This is a genomic window from Pectobacterium cacticida, from assembly GCF_036885195.1.
Taxonomy (GTDB): domain Bacteria; phylum Pseudomonadota; class Gammaproteobacteria; order Enterobacterales; family Enterobacteriaceae; genus Pectobacterium; species Pectobacterium cacticida.
In genome coordinates this window covers 2992567-3010743 of sequence record NZ_CP133656.1, presented here as the reverse complement: position 1 = coordinate 3010743, position 18177 = coordinate 2992567, and the positions used below count along the sequence as shown (strand labels likewise).

General features: G+C 49.3%; 14 protein-coding genes. 10 read left to right on the top strand and 4 right to left on the bottom strand.

Annotation, left to right across the window (positions count from 1 at the left end):
* Nucleotides 1–87 precede the first annotated feature (87 nt).
* From mazG to RFN81_RS13800, 5 genes are all read left to right on the top strand, one after another.
* Nucleotides 88–900, top strand: coding sequence for a nucleoside triphosphate pyrophosphohydrolase (mazG, locus tag RFN81_RS13820; protein WP_264496371.1), 813 nt, complete (start codon nucleotides 88–90; stop codon nucleotides 898–900).
* A 226-nt stretch (nucleotides 901–1126) separates the two neighbouring features.
* Nucleotides 1127–2764, top strand: a complete 1638-nt coding sequence (gene pyrG / locus RFN81_RS13815; RefSeq protein WP_264496370.1) for a glutamine hydrolyzing CTP synthase — start codon at nucleotides 1127–1129, stop codon at nucleotides 2762–2764.
* Nucleotides 2765–2857: 93 nt separating this feature from the next.
* Nucleotides 2858–4156 carry a phosphopyruvate hydratase gene (eno, locus tag RFN81_RS13810; RefSeq protein WP_264496369.1) on the top strand — a complete coding sequence of 433 codons (1299 nt, stop codon included), beginning with the start codon at nucleotides 2858–2860 and terminating at the stop codon, nucleotides 4154–4156.
* Nucleotides 4157–4606: 450 nt separating this feature from the next.
* On the top strand, nucleotides 4607–6166 hold the full coding sequence (locus RFN81_RS13805; RefSeq protein ID WP_264496368.1) for an MFS transporter: 1560 nt from the start codon (nucleotides 4607–4609) through the stop codon (nucleotides 6164–6166).
* A gap of 42 nt (nucleotides 6167–6208) precedes the next feature.
* Nucleotides 6209–7348 carry a glycoside hydrolase family 88/105 protein gene (locus tag RFN81_RS13800; RefSeq protein WP_264496367.1) on the top strand — a complete coding sequence of 380 codons (1140 nt, stop codon included), beginning with the start codon at nucleotides 6209–6211 and terminating at the stop codon, nucleotides 7346–7348.
* A gap of 95 nt (nucleotides 7349–7443) precedes the next feature.
* On the opposite strand, the gene RFN81_RS13795 is transcribed toward RFN81_RS13800, so the two are convergent.
* Nucleotides 7444–8430, bottom strand: a complete 987-nt coding sequence (locus RFN81_RS13795; protein WP_264496366.1) for an MBL fold metallo-hydrolase — start codon at nucleotides 8428–8430, stop codon at nucleotides 7444–7446.
* 192 nt (nucleotides 8431–8622) lie between these two features.
* Between RFN81_RS13795 and queE the strand changes: the two genes are divergently transcribed.
* On the top strand, nucleotides 8623–9294 hold the full coding sequence (queE, locus tag RFN81_RS13790; protein WP_264496365.1) for a 7-carboxy-7-deazaguanine synthase QueE: 672 nt from the start codon (nucleotides 8623–8625) through the stop codon (nucleotides 9292–9294).
* A gap of 14 nt (nucleotides 9295–9308) precedes the next feature.
* Here queE and RFN81_RS13785 read toward each other — a convergent pair whose 3' ends face one another.
* The 3 genes from RFN81_RS13785 to RFN81_RS13775 form a co-directional block, all read right to left on the bottom strand.
* A complete protein-coding gene (locus tag RFN81_RS13785) occupies nucleotides 9309–9917 on the bottom strand; it encodes an inorganic diphosphatase (RefSeq protein ID WP_264498981.1) in 609 nt (202 codons plus the stop codon).
* Nucleotides 9918–10007: 90 nt separating this feature from the next.
* Entirely contained in the window at nucleotides 10008–10370 is a 363-nt protein-coding gene (gene queD / locus RFN81_RS13780; protein ID WP_264496364.1) for a 6-carboxytetrahydropterin synthase QueD, read from the bottom strand.
* A gap of 146 nt (nucleotides 10371–10516) precedes the next feature.
* Nucleotides 10517–11257 (bottom strand): EAL domain-containing protein, encoded by a 741-nt coding sequence (locus tag RFN81_RS13775; protein ID WP_264496363.1) that lies wholly within the window; start codon nucleotides 11255–11257, stop codon nucleotides 10517–10519.
* Nucleotides 11258–11778: 521 nt separating this feature from the next.
* Between RFN81_RS13775 and RFN81_RS13770 the strand changes: the two genes are divergently transcribed.
* From RFN81_RS13770 to RFN81_RS13755, 4 genes are all read left to right on the top strand, one after another.
* The gene (locus RFN81_RS13770; protein WP_264496362.1) at nucleotides 11779–13503 is read left to right on the top strand and encodes a PilZ domain-containing protein; all 1725 of its coding nucleotides are present in this window, start codon (nucleotides 11779–11781) and stop codon (nucleotides 13501–13503) included.
* 274 nt (nucleotides 13504–13777) lie between these two features.
* Nucleotides 13778–15604 (top strand): NADPH-dependent assimilatory sulfite reductase flavoprotein subunit, encoded by a 1827-nt coding sequence (gene cysJ, locus RFN81_RS13765; protein ID WP_264496361.1) that lies wholly within the window; start codon nucleotides 13778–13780, stop codon nucleotides 15602–15604.
* Nucleotides 15604–17337, top strand: coding sequence for an assimilatory sulfite reductase (NADPH) hemoprotein subunit (cysI, locus tag RFN81_RS13760; RefSeq protein ID WP_264496360.1), 1734 nt, complete (start codon nucleotides 15604–15606; stop codon nucleotides 17335–17337). The genes cysJ and cysI overlap by 1 nt, the downstream gene beginning before the upstream one ends.
* A gap of 12 nt (nucleotides 17338–17349) precedes the next feature.
* The gene (locus tag RFN81_RS13755) at nucleotides 17350–18084 is read left to right on the top strand and encodes a phosphoadenylyl-sulfate reductase (protein ID WP_264496359.1); all 735 of its coding nucleotides are present in this window, start codon (nucleotides 17350–17352) and stop codon (nucleotides 18082–18084) included.
* Nucleotides 18085–18177 lie beyond the last annotated feature (93 nt).

Sequence of the window (18177 nt, the reverse complement as noted above, 5' to 3'; positions counted from 1 at the left end):
GCCGTTGAAATGAAAATAGTGATGCCTTTGTGCTTTTTAGTCGAAGTTGGTTGCCATTATTTTTATACAAAATTTTTCAGGAATATTATGACCGTATCTTTGACGAATCGATCTTCCCTCGAGCGCCTGCTCGCCATCATGCAAACCCTGCGCGACCCCGAAAAGGGTTGCCCGTGGGATAAGAAACAGACATTTGACACGATCGCACCTTATACGCTGGAAGAAACCTACGAAGTACTGGATGCCATCAGCCGTCAGGATTTTGACGATCTGCGCGGTGAACTGGGCGATTTGCTGTTTCAGGTGGTGTTCTATGCGCAAATGGCACAGGAAAAGGGCTTGTTCGATTTCTCCGATGTGTGTAACGCCATCAGCGACAAGCTGGAACGTCGCCATCCGCATATTTTCGGGGAACAGACGCTAGCGGATAGCGATGCCGTTTTGGCTAATTGGGAACAGACAAAAGCGCAGGAGCGAGCACAGAAAGATCGTCTTTCTCCTCTGGATGATATTCCAGATATATTGCCAGCCTTGATGAAAGCGCAAAAAATTCAGCAGCGTTGTGCATCAGTTGGCTTCGATTGGGATAGCCTGGGTCCGGTACTCGATAAAGTGTATGAAGAGATTGATGAGGTGATGGTTGAGGCGCGCCAGGCCGTAGTCGATGAAGATAAATTAGGTGAAGAGATTGGTGATTTATTGTTTGCTACCGTTAATCTTTCTCGCCATTTAGGGCATAAGGCCGAAAATGCATTACAGGCGGCGAATCGTAAGTTCGAACGTCGTTTTCGCCAGGTAGAACAACTCGTTATTGCATCAGGAAAAACGTTGGAACAGGCGACACTGGACGAAATGGAAGCCGCATGGCAGCAGGTAAAAAAGCAAGAAATAGGGCATTAATGTGTATTCATTATTATAATCCTTATTTGTTGATTTAAATCTTTCTATTGTTTTGTTTTTTAATGTTATTACGGGTTTTGATATCGGCAGTTTTAATCTGTCTACCGGTGTGTGGTGATCGCCATACTGTATAAAACGAACATTTGTGGCGATCATTAGGTTCAGGTATACTACTTTCCCGTCTTGGTACTTCCATCGTCCTTAAACCTAAACTCTCAGGTTCAGCATGACAACTAATTATATTTTTGTGACCGGCGGGGTCGTTTCCTCTCTGGGTAAAGGCATTGCCGCAGCCTCCCTGGCGGCTATTCTCGAAGCCCGTGGCCTCAACGTTACCATCATGAAACTGGACCCGTATATCAATGTGGATCCGGGCACGATGAGTCCGACGCAGCATGGCGAAGTGTTTGTCACCGAAGACGGCGCTGAAACCGATCTGGACTTGGGGCACTATGAACGGTTCATTCGCACCAAAATGTCGCGCCGTAATAATTTCACCACAGGGCGAATTTACTCCGATGTGCTGCGCAAAGAGCGCCGTGGCGACTATTTAGGCGCGACCATTCAGGTGATTCCACATATCACCAACGCGATCAAAGAGCGCATCATTGAAGGTGGCGAAGGTCATGATGTCGTGCTGGTCGAAATCGGCGGAACGGTTGGTGATATCGAATCCTTGCCCTTTCTTGAAGCGATTCGGCAGATGGCAGTACAAGTCGGTCGTGAGCACACCTTGTTTATGCATCTGACGCTGGTGCCGTATCTGGCAGCGGCAGGTGAAGTGAAAACCAAGCCGACGCAGCATTCCGTAAAAGAGCTCCTTTCTATTGGTATTCAGCCCGACGTGCTGATTTGTCGTTCCGATCGTACTGTGCCTGCCAACGAGCGTGCAAAAATTGCTTTATTCTGTAATGTGCCGGAAAAAGCAGTAATATCCCTTAAAGACATTGATTCGATTTATAAAATCCCGGCGCTATTGAAATCGCAGGGGTTGGACGATTATATTTGTAAACGATTCAGCTTGGATTGCCCCGAAGCGAATCTGTCGGAGTGGGAACAGGTTGTGTACGAAGAGGCCAATCCGGGCGGCGAAGTGACAATCGGTATGGTCGGCAAATATGTTGCGTTACCCGATGCCTACAAATCCGTGATTGAAGCGCTGAAACACGGCGGGTTGAAGAACCGTCTAACGGTGAATATTCGGCTTATCGATTCACAGGATGTTGAAACCCGCGGAGTCGAAGTCTTGAAAGATTTGGACGCCATTCTGGTTCCGGGCGGTTTTGGCTACCGTGGCGTCGAAGGTAAGGTCATGTCGGCGCGCTACGCCCGTGAGAACAATATCCCTTATCTGGGCATTTGCCTGGGGATGCAGGTCGCATTAATGGAATTTGCCCGTAACGTTGTCGGGATGGAAGGGGCAAACTCCACAGAGTTCGTGCCAGACTGTAAGTACCCCGTCGTTGCGTTGATTACAGAGTGGCGTGATGAGAACGGTAATGTTGAAGTTCGTGATGAAGCCAGCGATCTGGGCGGGACTATGCGCGTTGGTGGTCAACAATGCCATCTGACCGAAGGTAGTCTGGTGCGTCAGATGTATGGTGAGCCGACGATTATCGAACGTCATCGCCATCGTTACGAAGTTAACAATATGTTGTTGAAACAGATTGAAGCGGCGGGATTACGGGTTGCTGGTCTTTCCGCCGACCGCAAACTGGTGGAGATTGTCGAGTTACCCGATCATCCCTGGTTCGTTGCCTGTCAATTCCACCCGGAATTCACATCAACGCCGCGCGATGGACACCCCTTGTTTGCCGGCTTTATTAAAGCCGCTGGCGCGTACCAGAAGCGCCAGATGAAGTAAGCATTATATCAGCAACGCGCGATCGCTCATCGCGCGTTGCTCGTCTAGGGTTTTAGTTCTGTCTAAAGTTTAACTTGTACTGAGGAAAATCTAATGTCCAAAATTGTTAAAGTCATTGGTCGCGAAATCATCGACTCACGCGGAAACCCGACTGTTGAAGCTGAAGTCCATCTGGAAGGCGGGTTTGTCGGGTTGGCCGCTGCGCCATCAGGGGCATCTACCGGCTCTCGCGAAGCGCTGGAACTGCGTGACGGTGATAAATCCCGTTTTCTGGGCAAAGGCGTAACCAAAGCCGTTGCTGCGGTTAACGGCCCGATTGCTCAGGCTGTACTGGGTAAAGATGCGAAAGATCAGGCGAACATCGATAAAATCATGATCGACCTGGATGGCACAGAAAATAAATCTAAGTTCGGCGCTAACGCCATTCTGGCGGTGTCTCTGGCGACGGCTAAAGCAGCCGCTGCATCAAAAGGTTTGCCGTTGTACGCGCACATTGCTGAACTGAATGGCACGCCGGGCAAATATTCTATGCCATTGCCGATGATGAATATCATCAACGGCGGCGAACATGCGGACAACAACGTTGATATTCAGGAATTCATGATTCAGCCTGTTGGCGCAAAAACGCTGAAAGAAGCCGTTCGTATCGGCTCTGAAGTGTTCCATAATCTGGCTAAAGTGCTGAAGGCTAAAGGCATGAACACGGCAGTCGGTGATGAAGGCGGCTATGCGCCGAACCTGGAGTCCAACGCTGCCGCACTCGCCGCGATCAAGGAAGCCGTTGAAAAAGCCGGTTACGTCCTGGGTAAAGACGTCACGCTGGCGATGGACTGCGCCGCTTCTGAGTTCTACAACAAAGAAACCGGTAATTACGAGCTGAAAGGGGAAGGAAAAACCTTTACCTCTCAAGAATTCACCCATTACCTGGAAGAGCTGACTAAGCAGTATCCGATCGTTTCTATCGAAGATGGCCTGAACGAATCTGACTGGGATGGTTTTGCTTACCAGACCAAAGTGCTGGGCGACAAGATCCAGTTGGTTGGCGACGACCTGTTCGTCACCAATACCAAGATCCTGAAAGAAGGCATCGAGAAAGGCATCGCGAACTCCATTCTGATCAAATTTAACCAGATCGGTTCTCTGACCGAAACGCTGGCGGCTATCAAGATGGCGAAAGATGCGGGCTACACGGCGATCATTTCTCACCGTTCTGGCGAAACCGAAGATGCGACTATCGCTGACCTGGCCGTCGGTACGGCCGCGGGTCAGATCAAAACCGGTTCTATGAGTCGTTCTGACCGTGTTGCAAAATATAACCAACTGATTCGTATCGAAGAAGCGCTAGGTAGTGCTGCTCCGTTCAACGGTCTGAAAGAAGTTAAAGGCCAGTAATTCTGGTGTCTTCAGGCCACTGAGAGCGTCGCCTGAGATAGGCCAGCATGATGACTATAAAAATCCAGAAGCGTGAAAGCGTTTCTGGATTTTTTTATGGCGACTATTCCTGTCTGTCACTCTGGCGGAGGAAACTCTTACCGAAATGATAGAAAACACGCCGCTTATTCGTGACTTATGGTGATTATCCCTTCGGGATATCGTGTTTCGTACTACTCTTTTTCTGGCATTCCACCCCCATCCTCATCCTGTGATCGCCTTAAACGAACTATGGGTTTTATTCAGTTAAAATAGCTTTTTATAAAATCTTTGAAGCAGATCGCGCCAATCTTCTCTGTGTTGCCAGCATGGCGTCTGGGGTGGCAAAAGTGGAAAGGTTTTCCACCTCATCGGGCGCTAACGTAACCGCGTGACACCTTCATAACTAAAAATGTACGGGGAAGGATGGCGATGAAAACACGTAAGATCGGGTTGGCTAACTATTTAGCTTACGGTTCAGGGGATTTTCTTGGGGCAGGTACCACCGCGCTGACGGCGGCCTGGTTACTCTACTTTTACACCACGTTCTGTGGTTTAACGCCGATAGAGGCAACGTTTATTTTTGCCATGGCGCGCGTGCTGGACGCCGTCGTTAGCCCGCTCATGGGCTTCCTGACCGATAATTTCGGCTCCACCTGGCTGGGTAAGCGTTTTGGCCGTCGTAAATTCTTTATTCTACTTGGTATTCCCTGTGTCTTCAGCTACAGCTTTATGTGGGTTGGCGATATGGGTTATTGGTACTATTTGCTGACGTACCTGCTGTTCGATGTCGTTTACACCATGGTGCTGGTGCCGTATGAAACGCTGGTGCCGGAAATGACCGATGATTTCAAACAGAAAACCAAGTTTTCCGGTGCGCGTATCGCGCTGGCGCAACTCTCTGCGATTCTGGCCGCCTTCTTGCCGGGTATCCTGTTAGGTTACTTTGGTAAAGACAATGCCGTCTCCTTCTTCTATTCGAGTCTGGTGTTCTCCATCATCTGCGCATTGGTGCTGACGCTGGTCTATTGCTTTACCTGGGAACGGCCACGCGAAGAGATGTCGGAGGCGTCGTTACGTGCGGAAAAAGAGCGCCAGTCTCTGACGTTGGGACAAAGCCTGAAGCGGTTGAATACTGAACTGGTCTCCACGCTGCGTATTCGTATTTTCCGTCAGCATCTCGGCATGTATCTGGGCGGGTATATTGCTCAAGACGTGTTTAACGCCGTGTTTACGTACTACGTGGTGTTTGTGCTGATGCAAAGCCCGACGGTGGCGTCTAACCTGATGGGGACAATGGCGATTATGCAATTTATCGCGGTCATTGGCATGATCCCCTTATGTATTCGCTTCGGGCCAGCGCCGTCCTACCGTCTCGTTGTGTGCTTGTTTGGCCTGAGTGCGCTTTCCTACGCCGCGTTGTGGTACAGCGGCATGCACGACACCTTCTCTCTGTTGCTATTAATTTCTGCGCTGGCCGGTATTGGACGCGGGGGCATCAACTATGTGCCGTGGAATACTTACACCTACATTGCCGATGTGGATGAAGTGATCACCGCACAGCGTCGTGAAGGGATTTTCGCCGGGATTATGACATTGACGCGCAAAGCCTCTCAGGCAGGCGCAGTGATGTTGGTGGGTATCGTGTTGCAGCTATCCGGTTTTGTGTCCGGGCAAAGCGAACAGGCGCCAGGCGTGAGTCACACCATTCTGATGATTTTAAGCTTCGGCACCGTCGGGGTGCTGGCACTTGGCTTCCTGGTGTCGCTGCGCTTTAAACTCAATCTGCAAACGCACGGCGTGCTGCGTGAAGAAACGCAGAAAATGCGTGAAGCCGGGCGTCCGGTGCCAGAAAAGATTACGCCGCAGGCGCGGGCAACGGTCGAAATGCTGGCGGGTATGCCATATGAATCGCTGTGGGGCAACAATAACATTGGCTACCTGAACCGCCATAATGGTGATAAGTCAACGAATCACGTCACGCAACCGTAACTGTATTAATCGCTAACTGATAATTTAATTGGATAAATGACTATGACCGTATTCAGTGTAAAACATAGCCCGCTTTTACGTCAGCCGGAACGCTTCATTTCTCGTGAGGATCTGAAGGCGCTGATTTGCCGTATCACCAATAACCTGGTGAATATTGAAGATAAAACCGGTGAATTCTTATTACGACTGGACGATGGTCGGGTAATCGACACTAAAGGCTGGGCCGGCTGGGAATGGACGCATGGTATTGGGCTGTACGGGATTTATCAGTATTACCAGCAGACTGGCGATGATCAAATGCGTGCCATCATTGATGACTGGTTTACTGAACGTTTGGCTGAAGGTACGCCGACGAAGAACGTGAACACCGTGTGCCCGTTCCTGACGCTGGCTTATCGCTATGAGGAAACGGGTGATGCGCGCTGGTTACCCTATATTGAACGCTGGGCGGAGTGGGTAATGTATGAAATGCCGCGCACGGACAGGCAGGGGCTGCAACACATCGTTTATAACAACGAAAACCATCAGCAGTTGTGGGATGACACGCTGATGATGAGTGTGCTGCCGCTGGCGAAAATCGGCAAGCTGTTAAATCGTCCGGAGTTTGTGGAAGAGGCGACGTATCAGTTTCTGCTGCACGTACAATATTTGATGGATCGCGAAAGCGGGCTATGGTTCCACGGGTGGACATTTGAGGGTAAACACAACTACGCCAAAGCACGTTGGGCGCGCGGTAATAGCTGGTTGACCATTGTCATTCCAGAATTTATCGAACTGCTGGATCTGCCGGAACACAATGCCACGCGTCGTTTCCTGTTGCAGGTGTTAGAAAGTCAGATCGAAGCATTGGCGAAATATCAGGATGACAGCGGCCTGTGGCATACGCTGATTGACGATCCCACTTCCTATCTTGAAAGCTCTGCAACCGCAGGCTTTGCCTATGGCATCCTGAAAGCGGTGCGTAAGCGCTATGTCGATAAGCGCTACGCGGAGGTCGCCGAGAAAGCGATCCGTGGCGTGATTAACCACGTTAATGATGACGGCGAATTGACGCAGGTGTCCTTCGGTACGGCGATGGGCAACGATCTGGATTTCTATCGCAATATCGCATTAACCTCTATGCCGTATGGTCAGGCGATGGCGATTCTTTGTCTGGCGGAATATCTGCGCGTGTATCTGTAACAGAGGAACGGCGTCAACGTGTAGTCAGGGCCTCTTGATCGCAGCTATTATGTCGGTTTAGAGGCCATTTCGTACATGATGTCACCGTGATTCTGTCATTTAGTTTTTAGCCCGGCCAAACTGTAATTCGCTGGCAGCCAGCGATAGCCGTCGGTGGTGCCGTTACGTTCCAAACGTGTACCGACGTGGCCGATACCTGGGAAGGGCAGGTGAGCCCCGGCGATCCAATAGCCTTGCTCCGCGGCGTCGGCCAGCGCTTGATTACGGGATGCCGTCGCCTGATCCATATTTGTGTCAAAGCTGATGGTGGTGGCTGGTAAGCTCATTTGTACCGCTTCAGCGTGAATAATGTCTCCCCATACCAGCAATTTTTGCCCCTCGTTCTCGATCATAAACGACGTATGTCCAGGGGTATGACCAGGACTGGGTATCGCGGTCACGCCGGGCAGCAGTATTGTCTGCTGAGCCGGGAACGTTTTCAGCTTGTGCTCTTTCTTAATGGTATCAAAGAGAGTTTGCACACGTTGAAATGCCGCCTTTCCGTTCTCTGGCGCGCTTTTCAGGTTATCCGGGCTGAGCCAGAAGTCGGTTTCTGGCTGGCTGACATACACGGTCGCATTCGGATAGTTCAGTTTGCTGTCCTGTACCAGACCACCAAAATGGTCACCGTGCAGGTGGGTCATCAATATGGTATCGACCTGTTGAGGTTTGTAGCCCGCCGCAATCAGGTTCGGCAGCACTTTTCCGACCGTAGGATTGCTCTGCTTACCGTTCCCAGTATCGATTAGAATCAGGTGTTTGCCGGTATTGACCAAATAGGCGTTGATGGAGGTTTCCACCTGCGGCTTCAGTGCTTTTTCTGCCAGCAGTTCGGTAATTCTTTCCGGTGGTGTCCGCTGTAACAGTTTATCCATTGGCATGATATTGGTGCCGTCGGACAGTGCCGTGATTTCGAATTGCCCCAACATCATGCGGTAATAACCCGGCTGCGTTTTAACCTGGGCGATATCCTGCGCCTGCGAGAGCGTCGGTACAAATGCACAAGAGGCGAGTAGTAACGTTAACGGTTGCAATAATTTCATTTATTTTTCCTTGTTAATCATAGAACGTAATAAAGCAGGTGAAATTGCAACAATATGATGATTATTGACGCATGCGCCGAATTACTCAACTGTCTGCGGTGGCTGAGGTATGGGAGTATGGCATCGGTGCTGTCCTGCAACGCAAATGATTTAGGGTATAATGCCCTTTTGAGCGAAAGAGACCGTGAAAACATGCAGTACCCAATTAATGAAATATTCCAGACGTTACAGGGAGAAGGCTATTTCACTGGTGTACCAGCGGTATTTGTGCGTCTGCAAGGCTGTCCGGTAGGCTGTAGCTGGTGCGATACCAAGCACACCTGGGACAAACTGGCAGAGCGGAAAACCTCATTGGATCAGGTACTGGCAAAAACGCAAGAAAACGATGCCTGGGGCGCGGCGACTGCGGACGATATTTTGACGCTGATGACGCAGCAGGGTTACACGGCACGCCACATCGTGATCACTGGCGGTGAGCCGTGCATTCACGATTTGACACCGCTGACGCTGCAGTTGGAAAAGCAGGGCTTTAGTTGCCAGATTGAAACCAGCGGCACTCACGATGTGCGCTGTTCGCCTAAAACCTGGGTAACGGTATCGCCGAAGGTGAATATGCGCGGCGGCATGAAGGTGCTCGATCAGGCTCTGCAACGGGCGGACGAGATCAAACATCCGGTGGCGCGTGAACGCGATATTGAAGCGCTGGATGCGCTACTGGCGCGGCTTGATGATGATAAACCGCGCATCATAGCGCTACAGCCGATCAGCCAGAAAGACGAAGCGACCAAATTGTGTATTACGACCTGTATCGCGCGTAACTGGCGGCTTTCAATGCAGACACATAAATACCTGAATATTGCCTGATTATTTGTGGTTCTTCATGGCTGTTTATGATTTTTCAAATAGCTTTCATGGGCCGCTGAAATAACAGTTTTGGCGGCATTGACGTCTTCAAATCCTTTTAACTCAACCACTTTTCTTCCCGCTGGCAGCTGTTTATAGACCCGAAAGAACGCCTGTAGCCTTTCCTGTTCGATTGGCGGCAGGTCAGCAATCGTTTTGATGTTGTCATAGGTCGGATCGATTTTGCTGGTCGGTACGGCGACGATCTTGTCATCGACTTCTCCCGCGTCGATCATTTTCAGAATGCCAATCGGACGCAGTTTAATCAGTGAACCAGGGATTAGAGGTGCGCGAGTATAAAAAATGACATCCAGAGGATCGTTATCGCCGCCTAATGATTGAGTGAGAGAGCCGTAGTTGGCTGGGTAAGCCACTGGCATTGATTGAAAGCGGTCAGCAATAATAAAACCGGTGTCGGCGTCGGTTTCATATTTAATCATGCTGCCCGCAGGGATTTCTGTTACTGCGTAAATTTCATCGGGGGTGCTCTTCGGCTGTGGAAAATCGAGAATATTGATCGGCGCAGCCGTAGCGCAGAGTGAGAAAAATGAGAGCGCGATGGCTAATTTTTTGACGGAAAACAACATGGAGATCCCCTGTTCATTAACGTTGTAGTGAATATATCTAGCGCAGAGAATGACAGGGAGATGTTACAGAAAGATGTAGTTAGCCGACTACTCTCCCTTATAGATGCAACCGGCAGTACAGGTTTCTTTTACCATGACGGCGCTCAATTGCGGTAATGATGGCTTTAATCGGCTCCAGATCCAATGCGCCAGCACTTCACTTGTCGGGTTTTCCAGACCGGGAATGTCATTGAGATAATGATGATCCAACTGCTCCCAGGTAGCTTGGAAGGCGGCTTTCAGTTCAGCAAAATCGATCACCCAACCTGTATGTGGATCGACTTCGCCCGTCACTTCTAAGCGCACCATGAAAGAATGTCCATGCAGACGCCCGCATTTATGACCCTCGGGGACGTGAGGCAAGCGATGTGCGGCCTCAAACTGAAAATCTTTAAACAGCGTAGTAACCATAGCGATGATCCTGGTATCGTTCTGAAAAAGGCTTCCAGAACAGAGTATGCAAAAAACCGTCGCATACTAACCGAAAGTGCTACTTGAATCACCCATTCTTCCAGATGCACCCTCGTTGCATCAAGACGCCTACTCTAAAAGCCCCATTAGAAGCCTTCGAGCAGTCGTAATTGGCTGTAGGTTAATGGGCGATAAAAGATGTACCCTTGGATACCAATCGGATGGTATTTATTTAACCAGTTTAAATCAGTGGCTTTTTCAACGCCTTCGCAGATGATGTTTACCCCAAGTGGCCTAAGTCTATTCAATAACATCTTGAGTTTCTGCGATTTTACTTCTTCTTTCCCGATGCCATCAATAATGGAACGATCGATTTTTATCGTGTCAAAATTAAACAGGCTCAAACTCTCTATTTGCAAACATCCGGCGCCAAAATCATCTAATGAAATCATAAAACCATATGTTTTAGCCTGGTTTAGAAATGACATTCCCTCAATTAATTGTAGTTGGGTTGTTTTTTCGCTGATTTCTATTTCTATATTTCTCGGGTTTATTTTATGCCTAACACAAGCCTGATATAATTTATCCAGATATGGCCTGTTGTTAAAAAGTAAGTGTGAGAGATTGAATGAAATTGTCAGGCTGCTTTTGTTTTTTATTATCAGGCAGACAACGTCGAACATAAAATCTGTCACTTTATCAATGGCATTGTATTTTTCTATTTTATCTATAGTTTGCTGCGTTGGCATTAATAAACCGTCAGAGCTATAGAATCTAGCGAGCGCTTCATAACGGAATATTTTATTTTCCGGGAGATGGATGATGGGCTGAAACTCGGCGGATAACCTAAGAATATTTCCATCGATATTTAATATTGTTGTATTCATTTACTGATTATTCACCCTCTCCATAAAATAGCAATGCCACAGCATGGCCAGTTAGGATTCTACACAGTAATATGGATTATTTGAAAATTGTTTTAAATGATCAATAATTCCCTTTCGATAGTTGCAGGCTATTGTTTGAAAACTAACGATCGTTTAAATCTATGTTTGTTCTGGAGTTAAACTCTAATTTTTTGTTTTTAGTAAAATATAATTTTTTTTTAAAATAAATATTAGGTTTTTATATTTATTTGTATGTATTTTAAACAATAATGCCCGCGGGGTTGACCATTGTGGCAGTGGGGTATCCTTGTTAGGATGATAAGCAATGCGAAAATCATCATGGTTCAGCGCATCGTGGCGATAAAATACTCATAATCTTTAATGAGTTGATATCTTTCTCTATTAAATGGGCATTTGAGCTCATTAAGAATCTATAAAAATTTGTTTTTCATAAAGAATATAAATCCTTTCTGAGGGTTTTGGGTATATCACCGGCGGTTAGTTAATAGGTAAATCTTATCGTGGAACACTTCTCTCCTCCTCCTGCTAAATTGATTAGCGCGTTGTTGAAGCACACCTATGTGATGTCTATCTATGCTAAGGATATGCTATATGCCTTGAACGCAGATGTTATGGAACTGGATATTGAAAAGAATCGCATTGTATTGGCGGTAGAATATCCAGGATCGAATATTGAAAGGTATCTTGCCGATGGCGGGTTAAATGTTGATCTGGAAGTGCTCAAGGGTACTGAGGACATTGAACGTGAAACTTACAGCCTTTGTCATATTCCTACTCAATTATTTAAGACGGACAGCATGTTTTACCGCCTTGAATGCCATTTACCAGAGTCCATTTTTGTTACTGAAAATAAAGGGGCGATCCGTATTCCTTTCATACAGGGTATGCAAGCCCGAGCCCGTATAGATATCTACATGCACACGTTGAGTGTACCGGGAAGAGTGCGCAACCTTTCAACCGGTGGGTGTATGGTCGAAATCGATCTGGTAGAGAGTATTGCCATTGAAATGGATCAGGACATCCCCGGAATCAAGCTTGAATTCCCTAATGGAGAAAGTTTTTATGCTGAAGGGAAGATTCGCCATATACGGCCTTTCGGGAATCATGGTTATGCGGCGGTAGGTATTCAATTTATCAATTTATCGTCATCCCAGACGGAGGCCCTGCTTCGTTTTACGAATGAGTCAGAAAGAGAGGCGGCATATCGAACCGGCGCGACAGGTACGATGGTGTACCCCTCGCCACTCTTCATACCGGGTACTAAGGAGAAAAACCTATTGCTGCGAGAAAGTCAGGAACGTGAAAAACGCACTCGCCAATCGCCCATGGAACGAGGCGTGATGGAAATTGCTCATCGGCTCCAGATTGGCCTGATGTACGTAAAAATACGTCACCAGCTGCCCGTTGAGATTTTTTATGATTGCGCCGATACCCTGATCTATATGGTTAAAAAGGAGAGGAAAGCGTTCCTCTACGCACTGTCGTTCTTGCGAGAAGAGGCGGACTGGGTCAGGCATGCCGTGCAAGTAGCGGGTAAATTGGCTGACATGTTGCTCATTGCCGATCCCCACAATCCTCAGTTGCGCGAAGCGGTGCTAGGCGCATTGCTTCATACAATGGGTAAGCCGCTCTTGGTCAATGCCAGCCTGCCATCACTGAAAGTCAATATGAATCCGGCACAGAAAGCGATACTCAGCGGTCATGTGGCGACGCTGTGCGCAAAATTCCGAGAGTTAGGCTGGTCGATGAGTCCGACTTGCCGCGATGTGATTGAGAATGCTAACGAGCGTTTGGACGGCAGTGGTTATCCGCAAGGTAAAAGCGCCGAGCAGCTATCTTCATTGGTCCGCTTGGTTTCTGTGATTAAGGCCATTAATAAGCTCAGGTATGCACGTAATGGTGTTTCTCCCCGTACGCCTTTGGCGGCGTATCGTAAGATTTATGAGGCGAATACCGCCTATGATAAAACGGTGTTGATTAAATACGTCCAAACTTATGGCCTTTATCCAATTGGCAGCCTGGCAAAATATTCAGGTGGTTTTCTGGGGTGGGTGATGGATATTGATAAAAAAGGCATTCCTGTTACCGTGCGCCTGGTTAAGAATCTTCGTTTCCCGGATACCAACATTAGCAGTGTCGTTTCTAAAGGCGATTTGCAGCAAGTTGGGCAACTTGAAGGTATCGTTAATCCTGACGACTTTGGCATACATGTCCTGAAAATTTAGCCGAAATCGATGTGTGGCAGGGCCGCGTAGCGGCCCACCTTCCAGATTGAGCATTCCAGATGCGGCATTCGTCCCCGAACATGCGCTATAACACTTTAAGCAATAAGGTTAATCAGAAAAACCATTTAGTCATTTTGGTTATTTAATATTTCCATCATTTCTTTAATTGTTAAGATGCAGGCCGTTACCCTTATCCTCTAATTATCTTTTTACTCTCTATTTTGGCATTAGCGTCGTTGGCTAACAGCACAGAGACAAGGAAACAGAACGCATAATGACTACTCCGGTTTCCCCCATTTCGCCGCTCCCGCTGAGTGCGGAGCAATTAACACGCTTACAGGCGGCAACGGGTGATTTTTCACCAACGCAGCTTGCCTGGCTATCCGGCTATTTCTGGGGGCTGGTTCAGCAGCCTGATAGCGTAGCGGGCGCCATCGCCGCCACGACGACAGCAGCGTCAGCGGTAACGGCGCCTGTCCCCACGATTACGTTACTCTCCGCCTCGCAGACCGGTAATGCGCGCCGGGTAGCAGAACAGTTACGCGACGATTTGCTGGCTGCGAAGCTGCCCGTCAATCTGGTCAATGCAGGGGATTACAAGTTCAAGCAAATCGCGCAGGAAAAACTACTGCTGGTTGTGACATCGACGCAGGGGGAAGGCGAGCCGCCGGAAGAGGCCGTGGCGCTGCATAAATTCCTGATGTCTAAAAAAGCCCCGCAGCTAAAAGACACCGCGTTTGCCGTATTTGGCCTGGGTGATACCTCTTATGAATTTTTCAGTAAGGCGGGTAAAGATTTCGATAACCGCCTCGCGGAGTTAGGCGCAGAGCGTTTGCTGGAGCGTGTGGATGCCGATGTGGATTATCAGGCGCTTGCTGAGCAGTGGCGACGCCAACTGGTTGATATCCTACAAGCACGAGTGCCAGTTCAGGGGAATGCGGCGGTACAGATTGCCGCTCAGGGCGCAAGGGATGAATTATCCAGTAGCCCATATAGCAAATCCTCGCCGTTGCATGCCACGTTAGCGGTAAACCAGAAAATTACCGGGCGCAACTCCGAAAAAGATGTACGCCATATCGAGATCGATCTAGGGGATTCCGGTTTACGTTACCAACCGGGAGATGCGCTGGGTGTGTGGTTTGAGAACGATCCCGCGCTCGTGCAGGAACTGTTAGAACTTCTGTGGCTGAAAGGCGATGAGTCCGTCAGTATTGGCGGCAAGACATTATCACTATCGCAGGCGCTGACAAGTCAGTTTGAGTTAACGCAGAACACGGCACTCATCGTCGAAAAGTATGCGACGCTATCGCGCAATGAATCGTTGTTGTCGCTGTTGGCCGATAAGCCTGCGCTCCAGCAATTTGCACAACGGACGCCGTTGGTGGATATGGTGCGTCAAGCGCCCGCTGAGCTAACGGCTGATCAACTATTGGGCCTGCTGCGCCCATTGACGCCGCGGCTTTATTCTATCGCTTCTTCACAAGCGGAAGTGGACAATGAAGTGCATATCACCGTTGGTGTAGTGCGCTATGAATATGAAGGCCGTGCACGGGCTGGTGGCGCATCCAGCTATCTGGCCGACAGGCTGAGTGAAGACGATCAGGTCCGTATCTTTATCGAACACAACGATAATTTTCGCCTGCCTGCGGATCCAAGCACCCCGATCATCATGATTGGGCCAGGCACCGGGGTTGCGCCGTTCCGCGCGTTTATGCAGCAGCGCGATGCCGAAGGCGCCGCAGGGAAAAACTGGCTGTTCTTTGGCAACCCCCATTTTACCGAAGATTTTCTGTATCAGGTCGAGTGGCAGCGCTATGTCAAAGAAGGGTTATTAACCCATATCGATCTGGCCTGGTCGCGCGATCAGGCACATAAAATCTATGTACAAGATAAATTGCGCGAAAAGGGCGCGGAAGTTTGGCGCTGGATTCAGGACGGCGCGCACCTTTATGTGTGTGGTGACGCAAACCGTATGGCGAAAGACGTCGAGCAGGCGTTACTGGATGTGATAGTTGAACATGGCGGCATGGATCGTGAGCAGGCCGATGAATATTTAAGCGATCTGCGCCTCGATCGCCGTTATCAGCGAGATGTGTACTAATGAGCGAAAAATACGTTTTCAGTGAAAAGCACCCCGGCCCCCTGGTTGTAGAAGGGAAACTCGCTGATGCTGAGCGCATGAAACGAGAGAGCAACTTTTTGCGCGGCACGATTGCCGAGGATTTGAACGATGGTCTGACCGGCGGCTTCAAAGGCGATAATTTTCTCTTAATCCGCTTTCACGGCATGTATCAGCAGGATGACCGCGATATTCGTGCCGAACGCGCCGAGCAAAAGCTGGAACCGCGTCATGCGATGATGCTGCGTTGTCGTTTACCCGGTGGCGTGATGACGCCGCAACAGTGGCTGGGAATCGATAAATTTGCCAGTGAAAGTACGATTTACGGCAGCATTCGTCTCACGAACCGTCAGACTTTTCAATTTCATGGCATCCTCAAGCCAAACGTGAAACCGGTGCATCAGTTGCTGAATCGCCTGGGTTTGGATGGGTTAGCGACGGCAAACGATGTAAACCGTAACGTACTTTGTACCTCCAACCCGGTAGAATCGGAGTTGCATCAACAGGCGTATGCATGGGCAAAAAAGATTTCTGAACATCTGCTACCACGCACGCGTGCTTATGCTGAGATCTGGTTGGATCAAGAAAAGGTCGCGACGACGGATGAAGAACCGATTCTAGGCCCGAGTTATCTGCCGCGTAAATTCAAAACCACAATCGTCATCCCACCGCAAAATGATGTCGATCTGCATGCCAACGATCTCAATTTTGTTGCGATTGCTGATAACGGTCGTCTGGTCGGTTTTAACGTGCTGGTAGGCGGGGGATTATCTATCGCGCATGGCGATAAGGCGACCTATCCGCGTACCGCCAGTGAACTGGGGTACATCGCCGTTGAACATACGCTGGCTATCGCGGAAGCGGTGGTGACCACGCAACGTGATTGGGGTAACCGCACTAACCGGAAAAACGCCAAAACCAAATATACGCTGGAACGCGTAGGTATCGATAACTTCAAGCGGGAAGTGGAAACGCGCGCGGGGGTGAAATTTGAAGCCGTGCGGCCGTATGAATTTACCCGTCGTGGCGATCGTATTGGTTGGGTAAAAGGTATTGATAATAAATGGCACCTGACGCTGTTTATCGAAAATGGTCGTATCCTCGATTATCCAGGGCGTCCGTTAAAAACCGGTTTGGCGGAAATTGCTAAAATACATAAAGGCGACTTCCGCTTAACGGCAAATCAGAATTTGATTGTCGCGGGCGTTCCTGCGCGAAGTAAAGCGAAGATTGAGGCGCTAGCGCGTGAACACGGCCTGATTGACGACAGCATTACCGAGCAGCGCAAAAATTCAATGGCCTGCGTGTCGTTCCCTACTTGTCCCTTGGCGATGGCGGAAGCGGAACGTTTCCTGCCTACGTTCGTGACGAAAGTGGAAGCCATCATGCAGCGGCACGGCGTGGGTGATGAATACATTGTGCTACGCGTTACGGGCTGCCCGAATGGTTGCGGACGCTCACTGCTGGCGGAAATCGGTCTGGTCGGTAAAGCAGTAGGGCGTTATAACCTGCATCTGGGAGGGAATCGAGAAGGAACCCGCATTCCCCGAATGTATCGCGAAAATATTACGGACACTGAGATTCTGGCGGAAATCGACAGGCTAATTGAGCTATGGGCGCGAGATCGTTTACCCAATGAAGGCTTCGGTGATTTTGCCATTCGTACCAACATCATTAAGCCAGTGTTGGATCCTGCCCACGATTTTTATGATTAACAGGAGAGCCTAATGGCTGAATTTACCCTTGAAGCGCTCAATGCATTATCGAAAACGGAGCAAGTGGCGATATTGGCTGACGCTAATGCTCAGCTTGAGGCATTGTCTGCGCAGGAAAGAGTGGGCTGGGCGCTGGAGAACCTGCCGGGTAATTTTGTCTTGTCATCCAGTTTTGGCATTCAGGCGGCGGTCTCCCTGCATCTGGTGACGCAACAGCGGCCCGATATTCCGGTTATCCTCACGGATACCGGCTATCTGTTCCCCGAAACGTATCAGTTTATTGATGCCTTAACGAAGCAGTTGCAACTGAACCTGAAAGTATACCGCGCCATCGAATCCCCGGCCTGGCAGGAGGCGCGCTACGGTAAGCTATGGGAGCAGGGCATCGAAGGTATTGAACGTTACAATCAGATAAATAAAGTAGAACCAATGAATCGGGCGCTAGGCGAACTACAGGCTGGAACCTGGTTTGCAGGCTTGCGCCGCGAACAATCCGGTAGCCGGGGTGAATTGCCGGTCTTGGCGATTCAACGTGGCGTTTTCAAATTCTTACCGATTATCGACTGGGATAACCGCGCGGTATATCAATATTTGAAGGAAAACGGCCTGAGTTACCATCCGCTGTGGGAGCAGGGCTATCTGTCAGTCGGCGATACGCACACCACTCGAAAATGGGAACCGGGCATGAGTGAAGAGGAAACCCGCTTCTTCGGCCTGAAACGCGAGTGCGGGCTGCACGAAGGGTAAAAGCGTCTGACGACATTGCCGTTTGCCTGCCATGTTGCTCTTAGCCCTATTTTTATGCAGATGAGGAGACGGTTTCGTGCGCTACAGTATTGT

What these genes read in the sequence shown, in the direction of transcription:
- RFN81_RS13800 (WP_264496367.1), top strand. Translation starts at nt 6,209, where the DNA reads ATGACCGTATTCAGTGTAAAACATAGCCCGCTTTTACGTCAGCCGGAA.
- cysJ (WP_264496361.1), top strand. Translation starts at nt 13,778, where the DNA reads ATGACTACTCCGGTTTCCCCCATTTCGCCGCTCCCGCTGAGTGCGGAG.
- eno (WP_264496369.1), top strand. Translation starts at nt 2,858, where the DNA reads ATGTCCAAAATTGTTAAAGTCATTGGTCGCGAAATCATCGACTCACGC.
- queE (WP_264496365.1), top strand. Translation starts at nt 8,623, where the DNA reads ATGCAGTACCCAATTAATGAAATATTCCAGACGTTACAGGGAGAAGGC.
- RFN81_RS13805 (WP_264496368.1), top strand. Translation starts at nt 4,607, where the DNA reads ATGAAAACACGTAAGATCGGGTTGGCTAACTATTTAGCTTACGGTTCA.
- queD (WP_264496364.1), bottom strand. Translation starts at nt 10,370, where the DNA reads ATGGTTACTACGCTGTTTAAAGATTTTCAGTTTGAGGCCGCACATCGC.
- RFN81_RS13795 (WP_264496366.1), bottom strand. Translation starts at nt 8,430, where the DNA reads ATGAAATTATTGCAACCGTTAACGTTACTACTCGCCTCTTGTGCATTT.
- pyrG (WP_264496370.1), top strand. Translation starts at nt 1,127, where the DNA reads ATGACAACTAATTATATTTTTGTGACCGGCGGGGTCGTTTCCTCTCTG.
- RFN81_RS13775 (WP_264496363.1), bottom strand. Translation starts at nt 11,257, where the DNA reads ATGAATACAACAATATTAAATATCGATGGAAATATTCTTAGGTTATCC.
- cysI (WP_264496360.1), top strand. Translation starts at nt 15,604, where the DNA reads ATGAGCGAAAAATACGTTTTCAGTGAAAAGCACCCCGGCCCCCTGGTT.
- mazG (WP_264496371.1), top strand. Translation starts at nt 88, where the DNA reads ATGACCGTATCTTTGACGAATCGATCTTCCCTCGAGCGCCTGCTCGCC.
- RFN81_RS13755 (WP_264496359.1), top strand. Translation starts at nt 17,350, where the DNA reads ATGGCTGAATTTACCCTTGAAGCGCTCAATGCATTATCGAAAACGGAG.